Genomic DNA, 12,658 nt, shown 5'->3' with positions numbered 1-12,658 from the left:
CATTACCCGACATGTGAGCCGGCAGAACTAAGCGGCCAATTTTACAAGGGAGTTCGCCTTGCAGCGCCATCTCTCGCGCATTCTGAAGCTGAACGTGGTGACCGCGGCAACGCTGCTCGCCGCCGCCCTCTATGTTGATCCGGCGCACGCCCAGGCTGAATGCGGTTCGGTGTCCATCGCCGAGATGAACTGGGGCTCCGCAGCAGTTGCCGCGCATCTCGACAAGATCGTGCTCGAAAATGGTTATGGCTGCCAGGTCACCCTCGTTCCGGGCGGGACGATCACAACCTTCGGGGCGATGAACGAGAAGGGTGAACCGGACATCGCGCCCGAGCTCTGGGTGAATTCCTTTCGGCCGCAGCTTGAAAAAGCGGTGGCAGACTCTCGTCTGGTGATCGGCGCCGAGATCTTGGAGGATGGCGCGGTCGAGGGGTGGTGGATCCCGAAGTTTGTCGCCGATGCCCATCCCGAGATCAAGACCGTCCAGCAGGCGCTGGCGAACCCCAAACTCTTTCCCGCGGAAGATGATCCGGCAGTCGGTGCGGTCACCAGTTGCCCCACCGGCTGGAGTTGCCGTGTCTCGACGGCGAACCTCTTCAAGGCGCTCGGGGCAGACGAGAAGGGCTTCAAGCTAGTATTGCCTGAGTCAGCGGAAGCCCTGGACGAATCCATCGCCAAGGCATTTGCGAACAAGACCGGCTGGCTTGGTTATTACTGGGCGCCCACGGCCATCCTCGGCAAATACCAGATGGTCAAGCTGTCGTTCAGCGTACCCCACGATAAGAGTGACTGGGATGCCTGCACCGTGGTGCCGGATTGCGCGACGAGCCCAAAGATCAACTCCTACCCGACCTCGCAGGCCTTCAGCATCGTGACGCGCGACTTTGCGAACCGGGCGGAGACGGCGATGGATTACATAAGGAAGCGCCGGTGGACGAACGCCACCGTCAACAGCTTGCTTGCGTGGCAGTCGGACAACAAGCGCTCCAATGAGGAGACGGCCCGCCACTTCCTGCAGTCCATGCCTGAGATCTGGACGAAGTGGGTTCCGGCAGACGTCGCCGAGAAGATCAAGGCGTCGCTCTAACCCGCCAATGTGAGCGTCGCAGCCACTGCGGCCGCGACAGCCCAACTCGTTTTGAAACCACCAGTTAGTGGCTGTGGCCGTTTTCCTTGTTGGTTACGCCAGCCTGTTCGAAAGTCGCCATTCCGGAATGGCAGGCGGCAGCCGCTTTGACGATCCCAGCGGCGAGCGCAGCGCCCGTGCCTTCGCCCAGCCGCATGCCAAGCGCCAAGAGCGGCGTCTTGCCAAGCTTCTCGATCGCGCGCAGGTGACCCGGCTCGCCCGAGACGTGGCCGATCAGGCAATGATCGAGGGCTGCGGGATTGGCCGCCTTGAGAATCGAGGCAGCAGCCGTCACCACATAGCCGTCCAGAAGCACCGGGATCTTTTCCATGCGAGCCGCGAGGATAGCGCCGGCGATGGCCGCGACTTCACGGCCGCCAAGACGACGAAGAACCTCCAGCGGATCATTCAGGTGATCCTTGTGGAGGTCGACTGCCTGCTTCACCACCGCAATCTTGCGCTCCAGGAGTTCGCCATGGGAGCCAGTCCCCGGACCGACCCAATCCTCGGCCTCACCGCCGTAAAGCGCTAAATTGATCGCAGCCGCGACCGTCGTGTTGCCGATCCCCATTTCGCCGATGCACAGGAGATCCGTGCCGCCGGCAATCGCTTCCATGCCGAACGCCATGGTCGCGGCACAGTCGCGCTCCGAAAGGGCGGCTTCGGTAGCGATGTCACCGGTCGGATAATCCAGCGCCAGGTCGAAGATCTTCAGCCCGAGGTCGTGGGTCACGCAAATCTGGTTGATCGCAGCACCGCCGGCCGCAAAGTTCTCCACCATCTGTTGCGTGACCGACGACGGAAACGGCGTGATGTTGTGGCGGGTGACGCCATGGTTGCCGGCGAAGATCGCAACGAGCGGACGGTTGACCGCCGGAGTCCTACCCGTCCAGGCCGCCAGCCAGAACGCGATTTCTTCAAGACGGCCGAGCGCGCCCGGCGGCTTCGTCAGTTGCGAGTCGCGCTCGCGGGCGGCAACCAGTGCATGCGAATCGGGGCCCGGTAGGTTCTGCAACAGGACTCGGAAGTCATCGAAAGGTAAGCCGCTCACGCTCATGGAAAGTCTCTCTCATCACCGGCCGCTTCGACTTGATGGCCGCTTGTGTTCAGCGCCAAATCGCGCTTCTGTGTGCCTCTCATAGTCGGGTAGCCGAGGAGGGACAACTGCCAAACGCGACGGAATTTATTGCTGATCTGGGCCGCTCCGTCGGTTTCCTGAGTCGTTTGCCCGTGCCGGACCGGTTCTTCAAGGGCTATGACGGAAGCGTGTCGCGCGCCGTGCGCGCCTTCCCGGCGGCTGGACTGGTCATCGCCGCCCTGCCCGGCCTGGTGCTGCTGCTCATTGCCCGTCCTGAAACCGCATTGCTGAGCAGTCTCGTCGCTCTTGCGGTGATGGCGGTCCTGACGGGCGCGCTGCACGAAGATGGTCTGGCGGACACCGCCGACGGCCTTGGCGGCGGCCGCGATCGCGAGCACGCGCTCTCGATCATGAAGGATAGCCGCAGCGGGGCCTACGGCGTCGCCGCACTGATCCTCTCATTCGGCCTGCGTGCTTCCGCCCTTTCGACAATCATCCTGAACGACTCAGGCTTTGCTGCGCTTGCCCTCCTCGCTGCTGCGGTTGTCAGCCGCGGTGCCATGGTAGCGCACTGGCATGCCCTGCCCGCAGCACGGGTGAACGGTGTCGCCGCCGGCGCCGGAAGTCCGGAAGAAAGTGCACGCAATGTGGCGCTTCTCACGGCTGTTGTCCTCGCCCTGCTCCTCCTTGTGCCGTGTTTCGGCCTTCCCAGGACAGTGTTTTCGTTGATCGTCGTTGGCATCGCGGCCGTCGGGTTCACCCGATGGGCCCGCAAGAAAATCAGCGGCCATACCGGTGATACGATCGGTGCGACGCAGCAGATAAGCGAGATCGTGATGTTGGCCACGCTTGCTCTCACCCTCTGAAGCCTTGATATAAGGTCTATGATTTCACCCTGCATTCTTGTCTGCGCCATTGATGATAAAACCGGCTACTGCTTCGGCTGTGGACGCACGCGCGACGAGATCGCAAGCTGGACGGCTTACACGGATGGTGAGCGCCGCCAGTTGATGGAGCGACTGCCGCAGCGACTCGAGACGGTGGAGCGGCGTCCGCGACGCGAAACCAAGCGTCAGCGACTGGCAAAGGAGCGCGGCACGGCATGAACCGTCTCACCCTCGTTCTTCTTTTCCTGGCGGCCGGCCTTGCGCTCCTGGTCTTCAACCACGACAGCGGCCAGACCTTTGGCATGGCCAACGACGACTTCGGCCATCTGATCTACTCGCTGCCGATCCTCGGTCTCCTCTCCGTCGGCATTCTTGCCGGGCGTCGCGGCAATGGTGGAGAGGTGCTGCGCAACATCGCCATCTGGCTGCTCATCGCGCTCGCGCTCGTGGCGCTCTACCTCTACCGCGATGATGCCCGCAATGTCGCCGCCCGTATGACAGCGGGCCTATTACCCGGTACCGCCGTGGTGGTGACAACGAGCGAGGGCCAGAACGAGGTCGTGATCCACAAGACACGCGGCAGCCACTTCCAGACCAATGTCCGTGTCAACGGCCAAGTGATCCCGATGCTGGTGGATACCGGCGCGAGCACTGTCGTGCTGTCTTATGACGATGCCCGTGCGATTGGTATCGATCCGGGTAAGCTCGATTTCAGCGTGACGGTCATGACCGCCAATGGCCGTGCCCAGGCGGCACCGGTTCGTCTCGAGCAGATCTCGATCGGCCCGATCGAACGCAAGAACATTCGCGCCATGGTCGCCGAAGACGGCAGGCTCGGTGAAAGCTTGCTGGGCATGAGCTTCCTGTCGACGCTCGGCTCGCTGCAGATGCAAACGGACGAGCTTCGCCTCAGAAACTGAGGATCATTTTGCGGCCTGTAGAGCGACCGTGTGATCGGAGAGAACCTGGTTGCGGCCGTAGCTCTTCGCCATGAAAAGAAACTGCTCGGCACCATTCAGGTAATTGTCGAAGGTCTCCGGCCCGCAAACCTCTGCGACGCCGACGGACACCGTGACTGAAATTTCACAGTCGCCAACCAGGACTGGCTCCTCACCGATCTCCTCCCGTAGATTGTCGCAAAACTCGGTCGCCGCGATTGTGTCGATGTCGATGAGAAGCAGCCCGAACTCATCCTGGTCCAGCCGAGCCAGGAGATGCGGGGTACCCTCAATCGCCGCCCCAATACGGGCACCTATGGCTTGGACAATCTTGTCCGCGGCTTCCTCGCCATGAGTTTCGACCAGCCTTCGAAAATGATCGATATCGATGATAGCGACGGCGCAGGCGATGCCCTTGGCGAGGCAATCTTCAATACGTGCCGGGCCTGCCCGGTAAAACTCTCCCAACGTCGGCAGTCCGGTCAAGGTGTCGACGGCGGCACCCTCGTCTTCCATTGGCTTTGCGCTCAGCCAATGATTCAGCTGCTGCACGGAACGGAAGTGCTGGCTTTGCAAATACGGCATGCGAAAGTCCCGGTGTCAGGCCACGTTCTTGACCGGGCGGCCCTGGCTTTTCGCCTGCATGGTGCGGATCTGGATCAGCGTGTCCAGGTTCTGGTTGACGCGGCAATAGAACTCCTCGTCGATGAACGGACGCAGCATGAAGTCGTTACCACCCGCTTTCAGGAACCGAGCTGACAGCAGCCGGTTGGACGAGGATGAAACGCCGATGATGCGCAGTTCGTGCGACCCGCGCACCGAGCGGATGCGGCGTGTCAGCTCGAAACCGTCGATGTCCGGCATGTTGTAGTCGGTGACGACGAGGCCGATATCGGGGTTCTTCTTGAGGATCTCCAGCGCCTTGGCACCGCTGTCGGCCAGGCTGACGCGGAAATTATAGCGTTTCAGGCGGCTTGAGAGTAGCGCCCGCGCTGTTGGGCTATCATCAACGATGAGCACGTGATGGCGATGGTTGGTGAGGAAGCGGCAAACCGATTCGGCGAGCATTTCCACGGCAAAGACATTGTCCTTGAGGATGTAGTCGACAATCTCCTTGGTCAGCAGCTTGTCGCGCGTTTCTTCGTGGAAGGTGCCAGTAAAAACGATGGTGGGGATCGAAAGATCGATCAGGTATTCGAGCGCCTCGCCGTTTTCAGCTCCGGGAAGGTTGATGTTGGAGATGGCGAGCGTGACCGGTTCGCTGGAACGGTCGTAGGCCAGCTGGATTTCCTCGAAATTGCGGCAGATCTCGATGTCGATGCCGAAGAGCTCCTTCAGCCGCGTTCCGATCATCGAGGTGAAGACGTTCGAATCCTCCGCGAGCAGGATACGGGAATTTGCCAGAGATTGGCCGGAATACTGCATCCCGGATATGCCGAGGAAAGTCATGATGCCCCTATTGCTTGAAAGACCCCTTCCGGAGCAGCAATAGGGCCGACGGTTTGAATATGAGTTAATCCGGAAACTGCCCCTGGCCCAAAACAGGACGAGCGGCCTTGCGACCGCTCGTTAAGGTCAACGATGGGTTAGCGGCTGCTTATCTCACGCCCGCAGTACCGCGTTTTCCGGATCAAACGGGCTTTCGGGCACGACCACGGCATCATAGGTGTTGCCAAGGATCTTGATCTTGAGCTTGGTGCCTTCGGCGGCATGGTCCGGCTTCACCATAGCCAGCGCCACCGATTTGCCGATGCGCCATCCGTAACCGCCGCTCGTGGCACGACCGACAAGTTCTCCTGCTTCATTGTAAATTGCCTCGGAGCCACGCGCATCGACATCGTCATTGCCAGAGACGATTAGCGTCACGAAGTTCCACTTAAGGCCCTTTTCCTTGTAGGTGAGCATCGCGTCGCGGCCGATGAACGACTTCTCCGGGCGGATGAATCGGTCGAGCGCCGACTCGTAGGCATTGTATTCGATCGACAGTTCGCGCCCCATGTTGCGGTAGGATTTTTCTGCCGCCATCGAAACCATCGCGCGGATGCCGAACGGCTTGATGCCGAACTCGGCACCTGCCTCCATGAGCTTGTCGAAGATGTAGGCCTGCATCTCGATTGGATGGTGCAGTTCCCAGCCAAGCTCGCCGACGAAGTTGACGCGCAGTGCATGGGCGGTGGCAACACCGACGGAGATCGGCTTGGCCGTCAGCCAAGGGAAGTCCTTGTTGTCGAGGCTCGTGCGGGTGAGCTTCTTCAGCACATCACGAGACTTCGGTCCGGCAAGAACGAGAACGCCATATTTCTGAGTGATCGGCTGGAGCACGACGCTGCCATCGGTCGGTGCGAGACGGTGGAGAAGGTCGTGGTCATGGGCCTCAAGTCCGCCGGCAGATACGAGGTAGAAACGGCCGGGCGCCCATTCGTAGACGGTAAACTCTGCCCGCACCCCACCGGCCGGCGTCAACACGTGGCACAGCGCGATGCGGCCACGCTTCTTCGGCACCGCATTGGCAAGGATCGAATCGAGCCAGGCACGTGCGCCGGGTCCGGAGACTTCCGTCTTGGCAAACGGCGACATGTCGAGCACGCCGACATTCTCGTGCACGTTCTTCACTTCGTTGCCGACATGCTCGAAATAGTTCGAGCGACGGAACGACCATTTTTCGACAATGCGTCCATCATCGAGCGGCGCCGCGTAGTTGTGGTTGGTGATGACATCCGCACCAACGCCGAGTTGGTCCTTCGGGACCTCGTAACCTTCCGGCGCAAACCAGTTGGCCCGCTCCCAGCCATAAACGGAGCCAAACACGCCGCCGAGCTTCTTCAGGCGGTCGTAGATCGGTGTCGTCTTCAGCGGACGGGCAGCCGCGCGCTCTTCATCCGGATAATGCATGGTGAAGACGTTGGCATAGGCTTCTTCGTTCTTGGCGATCAGGTAGCCTTCCGTCGCGTAGGGCCCGAAACGACGCGGATCGACGCCCATCAGGTCGACCGTCGGCTCGCCATCAACGATCCATTCGGCAAGCTGCCAGCCGGCCCCACCGGCGGCCGTGATACCGAAGGAATGGCCTTCGTTCAGCCAGAAGTTCTTGAGACCCGGTGCGGGTCCGACAATCGGGTTTCCGTCCGGCGTATAGGCGATCGCGCCATTATACACCTTCTTGATGCCCACTTCGCCGAAGGCCGGCACGCGTGCGATCGCTGTCTCGATATGCGGCATCAAGCGGTCCAGTTCTTCCTGGAACAGCTCATATTCGCTTTCGTCCGAAGGTCCGTCGACGTAGCACACGGGAGCGCCGACCTCATAAGGCCCAAGGATCAGGCCGCCTGCTTCTTCGCGCATGTACCATGCGCTATCGGATTCGCGCAGCACGCCCATCTCGGGCAGACCCTGCTTGCGGCGCTCCTGGATTGCCGGATGCGGCTCGGTGACGATGTACTGGTGCTCGACCGGTATGACCGGCACGTTGATGCCGACCATCTCGCCCGTCTTGCGCGCGAAGTTTCCGGTGCAGGAAATGACATGTTCGGCGGTGATTTCGCCCTTGTCGGTCATGACCTTCCAGAGCCCGTCAGGCTGCTGTTCGATGGCCATCACCGTCGTGTTGCGGTAGATCGTGGCGCCGCGGTCTCGCGCCCCCTTGGCGAGCGCCTGGGTGAGGTCCGCGGGCTGGATGTAGCCGTCGTCCGGATGCTGGATCGCGCCAAGCAGACCTTCCGTCTCACAAAGCGGCCAGATCTCCTTCACTTGGTCAGGCGTCAGGATGTTGACCTTGACACCGATCGTTTCGGCGATGCCGGCGTAATACATATATTCGTCCCAGCGGTCCTTGGTGCGCGCGAGACGGATGTTGGAGACTTTCGCAAAACCGACATTCATGCCGGTTTCCTGCTGCAGCTCCTCATAGAATCGCACCGAGTATTTATGAAGCTGGCCGACCGAATAAGACAGGTTGAAGAGCGGCAGGAGACCGGCGGCATGCCAGGTCGAGCCGGATGTCAGTTCCTTGCGCTCGATCAGGACGGCGTCGCTCCAGCCCTTCTTTGCCAGATGGTAAAGCGTCGATACGCCGACGACGCCGCCCCCGATCACGACGGCCCGTGCATGTGTCTTCATCGAATGAACCCCTCTTGGCCCTGCGGCCACACATAATCTTTGCCAGACTATGCAATTCCTCGAGACGGCTCAAACGCCTGTTTACGACATGCCGATCGTTCCCACGCGACTGTGTCGTTTCACAGCGTCACGCGCCGCCCCGAACGTCATCGTCCTCGACCAGTGCCGGCTTGGGCCGATGGATGACGATCTCCTGCTGCGGGAACGGCATTTCGATGCCTTCCTGCCGGAACCGCTTGAGGATGGCGATCCGCAGGTCGTTGCGGATCCGCATGCCCACGCCCATGTCGGCGAGGTGGAATCGCAATTCGAAATCAAGCGACGAGGCGCCGAACCGCAGGAACTCCACGTGTGGTTCCGGATTGCGCATGACCTCCGGGATCTCGGCAACTAGCTCCAGCAGCACGTCCATGACCTTCTGCGGGTCCGAATCGTAACTCACCGACACCGGGATCTCGGAGCGCTGCATGCGGTTGCGGTGGGTCCAGTTGCCGACCGGCGAGTTGATCAGTTCCGAGTTCGGCATGATGATCGACTGCATGCGCGAGGTTTCGATTTCCGTCGCGCGCACCGAGATTCGCTTCACCGTACCTTCCGTCGTGCCGGTGACGACGTAGTCGCCAACCTTGAACGGCCGCTCGACCAGCAGAATCAGCCCTGACACAAAGTTCGATACGATGTTCTGCAGGCCAAAACCGATACCGACCGAGAGGGCCGAGGCCACCAGCGCGAAGCTCGAGAGATTGATGCCCGCTGCCGACACGCCGATGATGATCGCCAGGCAGATCCCGAGATAGCCAATGCCGGTCTTGACCGAGTTTCTTACACCGACATCGACCTGGCTGCGGGCGAGCACATTGCCATCCACCCATTTCTGGACCCAGCGGGTGATGACGAAGCCAATGCCGAAGAGGACGATACCTCCGAAGATGCCGACAAGCGAAATCGACACGTTGCCGATGCGTATCTCGGTAAAGAAGCGGTAGATCCACGCCTCGATATCGGCGAACTGGAAGCCCCATGTCAGCAGGATCAGGGGCACGCCGAGGATCAGCGCGAAGGCATAGAAGCTGAGGCCGGCGGCAAGGCCTGCCTGATCAAGCGCAACCTCGCCAAACCGGTAGCGCTCGGCAAGCCTTCGCCCGGCCCCGGTATTGCGGAAGGCACCCTGCTTGGAGACCGCCTTGCCGGACAGGAAGCCGAGATAGATGAGCACGAAAACGGCGCCGGTGAGCACGACCTGCGTCGATGCAAACCGCGCCAGCCCCACGTAACCCGTCAGTACCGAGAGGATGAGCAGCCCACCGACGACCCGTAGCAGGATCGCGAAGAACCGCGGCCAGGGATGGCCGACATCGGTCACGTCGCTTTCGCCTTCACGAATGCGCGGCTTGATGAAGGAAATGGCGATGAGAATTGCACCAACGACCAGCGATGCGATCAGGCTCTTGACGATGGTGAGGACAAGTGGCGACCCCAGCGCCTCGCTGATCGCGGCGAGGAAGTAGTCGAGGCCGTTGACGATCGCCATCATCAGCACGGCCACCATCAGGAACCGCGCGCCGCGATCGGTGATGCGCACAAGCCGCCAATGCGGCTCATTGGGAGAAAGAATGCCGTTGCTGAGTTTCCAGACAAAGGAAACCAACCAGATGAAGCCAAAGAAGGTCGCAACGATGGAGGCAACGTCCGAACGGAGGACATTGAAGCCATCGAGGAACAGGTACGACGCCAAAAGAAAGGCGGCGATCGACGCCGTCTGGATAACCGTCGACCAGAAAGTCACCGACAAGCGCTTGATATAGGTCGGGTCCCCGCTGCCATTGCGCCTGATGAAGCGACCGAACAGCCTGTATCCCCCCGAGAGGAAAAGCAGGCCGGCGGCGATCGACAGCGCGATTGCACCCAGCAGCTGCCACTTCTTGAACTTCCAGACGAAGGTGAACCAACTGCCAAAGGTTGAGCCGAAATTTTTCACCTCCGTGACGAAGGCATTGCCGGCATCCGTGAACAGGCTGCCGGTCAGCTCGGTGTGGCGAAACAGGGTCTGGGTGAACAGCGAACGCCGGAGATTGGTGATGTAGGTCGCAAGCTGCGTTGCATTGTTTGCCAGCGCCGCTGCGTCGTCGCTGATGAGATTGAGCTGCGACTGCTCCGCAATCAGCTTCTGCCGTTCCTGCACGACAGCTGGCGCTTCTTCGGTCTGGCCTTCCTTGGGCGCCTCGCCGATTTGCTGCAGCCGTGCCTGGATCTGCTCGACGCGTGCCCGCATCGCGTCAGATGCGGCCCGCATCTGGCTGACGATGTTGTCGACCTCGACGCGCAATTCCGCCAGGCGCGCATCGTCCCTCGGAGCGCTATCGATGCGGTTGCGGAAGGCTTCAAGCTGGGTGCGGATGGCATCGACCTTGTCACGCATCTCCGCATTGATCGAGTCCACCGTCTCCTGGGCCTCGACCTGCTGCAGCGCTTGAGCGAATGCCGGGGCGCCCGGAAGCAGAGACGAGTGCAGGACCGCGAGAAGCAGCGCGAGAATGACGGCTCGCTGGTGCCAGCGGCTGCGGGAGTTCTGGTCGGGATGGAATCTACCCAAGGTCAAGCTCGTCCTTTGCTGGGAATCGACGGCCAGAAACTAGAGCGACTTCTGGGCGAAGAGAAGGAGGCGCCGAGGACCCGCAAACAGAATTGGAACAATTTGCGGAACCTGGAACATTCCGTCGCGTTCTCTGAGCGAAAGACAGCAACGGAGGTAAGGACCATGGAAGAAGCTGGTATCGGTTGGATCGCCGCCATCATCATCGGCGGCATCGCGGGTTGGCTCGCAGAGAAGTTCATGAAGAGCGACATGGGCGTCATCATGAACGTCATTCTCGGTATCGTTGGTGCGATCATCGCAAACGCGATTCTCGGCGTCTTCGGCATCGTGCTGGGCGGCTGGATCGGCTACCTGATCGCCGGCTTTATTGGTGCCTGCATCCTTATCGCCGTGGCACGAATGTTCCGGCGATAAAGCATCTCCCTCAGAAACCGGCGCCGGGCTTGGCTAGATAGTCGAGCTCGGCGTTCGTCGATTCTCGGCCGAGGATCGCGTTACGGTGCGGAAAGCGGCCGAATTCCCTGATCACTGCCCGGTGACGCTCGGCATAGTCCAGGTATTCCGCGTCCCCAAGCTTCGCAAACAGTTCAACGCAAAGGTCCTGATCCGCCAGGTCTTCGGAATGTTCGAACGGCAGGTAAAAGAACGCCCTCTCGTCGGGTGAAACCTGCTGGTCCGCTCCGGCTTCCAACGCAAGCCGAGCTTCCCGCAAGGCAATCCAGTCGGCGGCAAACGCGAGCGGCGTCCCGCGGAACATATTGCGGGAAAACTGGTCCAGCACCACAATCGCCGAAAGCCAATCCTGCGGATGCTTACGCCAGCCTTCGATCTCACCGCGAGCCAGGGATAGATGTGTATCGAGGAACCGTGTTCGCAGCGTCTCGTCTAGAGCCTCGTTCTTAACGAACCAGTCCTTGCGCGTCAGTTCCTTGAACCAGAAGGCATAGACTTCCGCGGCCGCATTGCTTTCAGAAACCATGGTCACTGCCTTTCCAGTTGAAGCGTGGCGAGGTCTTTTCCAAGCATGCGGCACAGCGCTTCCACCACCATGTTGTGATCCTCGCGCTGGGGCAGGCCCGACACCGTCACCGCGCCAAGGCACCCTACGCCGTTCACCTTCAGCGGAAAGCTTCCGCCATGGCTGGCGTAGTCTGCAGACGATAGACCATAGCGGCTCTCGAGCGTGTCATTCATGTGGGCGAGCTTTCGTCCAATCGCGTAGCTGGACTGGAAGAAGCGCAGCACGAGGTTGCGCTTGCGCCTCACCCAATGTTCGTTATCGGCAGTGGTGCCGGGCATCGCTAGGTAGAAGGCCGGCATCGAATGGAAGCGAACGTCGATTGCGACCGCGACGCCTTTTTCCAGCGCCATGTCACGCAACAGCATGCCAAGCTCGAAGGCCGTACCCAGGTCGAACTTGTCGAATACCAGCGCCTGTTCCTGTTCCTGGATCTTCGCGATATCGCGTTCCTCTGCCGCCGCCATGCTCTCTCCTTTCGGGCTGATCAAGGCGGCATTGATGGCGGCAATTGGAGGCCAAGTAAAGCAGTTCAGGTGCTGCGTGTCTCCGGCAGGTTAGTTACAGGAGGCGTCCGGCCTCGGCAGGGTCAGGTTGTCGGCGCTCGGGTTGCTGTTTGCCCTGGTGCCGGGCGGCTGGCAGTGATCCTCATGATCCACCGTGCCAGTCGTGCTGTTCGTCGCCATCGGATCGGAAACACCAGGAGGCGGTGTCACGGCGCTTCCCGCGGGGTCAGTTGCAGGCACTTGGGTTTCCGTGCCGGGTGCAACTGTCGTCGGTGCCTGGGCCAGCACAGGTGCCGCAGTGGCTGCAACGATTCCCACGACTGCGATCAACTTGCTCAACATGACGAACTCCTCCTTCATTTCCGGAAGAAGTCACGAGCCAGAGCTTCGGTT

13 protein-coding genes are annotated in these 12,658 nt (G+C 60.7%); 5 read left to right on the top strand and 8 right to left on the bottom strand.

Annotated elements, in window-relative coordinates; all coding sequences use genetic code 11:
• Positions 1 to 88 precede the first annotated feature (88 nt).
• Positions 89 to 1,087, top strand: coding sequence for a glycine betaine ABC transporter substrate-binding protein (locus CYG48_RS06590; protein ID WP_118851525.1), 999 nt, complete (start codon positions 89 to 91; stop codon positions 1,085 to 1,087).
• A 64-nt stretch (positions 1,088 to 1,151) separates the two neighbouring features.
• On the opposite strand, the gene cobT is transcribed toward CYG48_RS06590, so the two are convergent.
• A complete protein-coding gene (gene cobT, locus CYG48_RS06585; protein ID WP_118849634.1) occupies positions 1,152 to 2,183 on the bottom strand; it encodes a nicotinate-nucleotide--dimethylbenzimidazole phosphoribosyltransferase in 1,032 nt (343 codons plus the stop codon).
• Positions 2,184 to 2,356: 173 nt separating this feature from the next.
• On the opposite strand from cobT, the gene CYG48_RS06580 reads away from it, so the two are divergent.
• The 3 genes from CYG48_RS06580 to CYG48_RS06570 are packed head-to-tail and all read left to right on the top strand — an operon-like array spanning position 2,357 to position 4,011.
• On the top strand, positions 2,357 to 3,070 hold the full coding sequence (locus CYG48_RS06580; protein ID WP_245450434.1) for an adenosylcobinamide-GDP ribazoletransferase: 714 nt from the start codon (positions 2,357 to 2,359) through the stop codon (positions 3,068 to 3,070).
• 18 nt (positions 3,071 to 3,088) lie between these two features.
• Positions 3,089 to 3,310 carry a DUF1289 domain-containing protein gene (locus CYG48_RS06575; protein WP_118849632.1) on the top strand — a complete coding sequence of 74 codons (222 nt, stop codon included), beginning with the start codon at positions 3,089 to 3,091 and terminating at the stop codon, positions 3,308 to 3,310.
• Complete coding sequence (locus tag CYG48_RS06570; RefSeq protein ID WP_118849631.1) at positions 3,307 to 4,011, top strand: retropepsin-like aspartic protease family protein; 705 nt, start codon at positions 3,307 to 3,309, stop codon at positions 4,009 to 4,011. The genes CYG48_RS06575 and CYG48_RS06570 overlap by 4 nt, the downstream gene beginning before the upstream one ends.
• A 3-nt stretch (positions 4,012 to 4,014) precedes the next feature.
• On the opposite strand, the gene CYG48_RS06565 is transcribed toward CYG48_RS06570, so the two are convergent.
• The 4 genes from CYG48_RS06565 to CYG48_RS06550 all read right to left on the bottom strand — a co-directional run bounded on the left by CYG48_RS06565 (position 4,015) and on the right by CYG48_RS06550 (position 10,738).
• Positions 4,015 to 4,614 carry a GGDEF domain-containing protein gene (locus CYG48_RS06565; RefSeq protein ID WP_118849630.1) on the bottom strand — a complete coding sequence of 200 codons (600 nt, stop codon included), beginning with the start codon at positions 4,612 to 4,614 and terminating at the stop codon, positions 4,015 to 4,017.
• Positions 4,615 to 4,629: 15 nt separating this feature from the next.
• Positions 4,630 to 5,478 carry a response regulator gene (locus CYG48_RS06560; protein ID WP_118849629.1) on the bottom strand — a complete coding sequence of 283 codons (849 nt, stop codon included), beginning with the start codon at positions 5,476 to 5,478 and terminating at the stop codon, positions 4,630 to 4,632.
• Positions 5,479 to 5,631: 153 nt separating this feature from the next.
• Positions 5,632 to 8,145: a GcvT family protein gene (locus tag CYG48_RS06555; RefSeq protein WP_118849628.1), complete on the bottom strand. Its 2,514-nt coding sequence runs from the start codon at positions 8,143 to 8,145 to the stop codon at positions 5,632 to 5,634.
• Between the two features lie 127 nt (positions 8,146 to 8,272).
• Complete coding sequence (locus CYG48_RS06550) at positions 8,273 to 10,738, bottom strand: mechanosensitive ion channel family protein (protein WP_245450433.1); 2,466 nt, start codon at positions 10,736 to 10,738, stop codon at positions 8,273 to 8,275.
• 165 nt (positions 10,739 to 10,903) lie between these two features.
• On the opposite strand from CYG48_RS06550, the gene CYG48_RS06545 reads away from it, so the two are divergent.
• A complete protein-coding gene (locus CYG48_RS06545) occupies positions 10,904 to 11,155 on the top strand; it encodes a GlsB/YeaQ/YmgE family stress response membrane protein (protein WP_118849627.1) in 252 nt (83 codons plus the stop codon).
• 10 nt (positions 11,156 to 11,165) lie between these two features.
• On the opposite strand, the gene CYG48_RS06540 is transcribed toward CYG48_RS06545, so the two are convergent.
• The 3 genes from CYG48_RS06540 to CYG48_RS06530 all read right to left on the bottom strand — a co-directional run bounded on the left by CYG48_RS06540 (position 11,166) and on the right by CYG48_RS06530 (position 12,607).
• Positions 11,166 to 11,720 (bottom strand): DUF924 family protein, encoded by a 555-nt coding sequence (locus CYG48_RS06540; protein ID WP_118849626.1) that lies wholly within the window; start codon positions 11,718 to 11,720, stop codon positions 11,166 to 11,168.
• 2 nt (positions 11,721 to 11,722) lie between these two features.
• Positions 11,723 to 12,226 (bottom strand): heme-degrading domain-containing protein, encoded by a 504-nt coding sequence (locus CYG48_RS06535; protein WP_118849625.1) that lies wholly within the window; start codon positions 12,224 to 12,226, stop codon positions 11,723 to 11,725.
• 90 nt (positions 12,227 to 12,316) lie between these two features.
• A complete protein-coding gene (locus CYG48_RS06530; protein ID WP_118849624.1) occupies positions 12,317 to 12,607 on the bottom strand; it encodes a hypothetical protein in 291 nt (96 codons plus the stop codon).
• Positions 12,608 to 12,658 lie beyond the last annotated feature (51 nt).

Source organism: Neorhizobium sp. SOG26 (assembly GCF_003491345.1).
In the GTDB taxonomy this organism is placed as follows: domain Bacteria; phylum Pseudomonadota; class Alphaproteobacteria; order Rhizobiales; family Rhizobiaceae; genus Neorhizobium; species Neorhizobium turbinariae.
The sequence above is the reverse complement of the archived record's forward strand: the minus strand, read 5'-3'. Positions and strand labels throughout refer to the sequence as shown.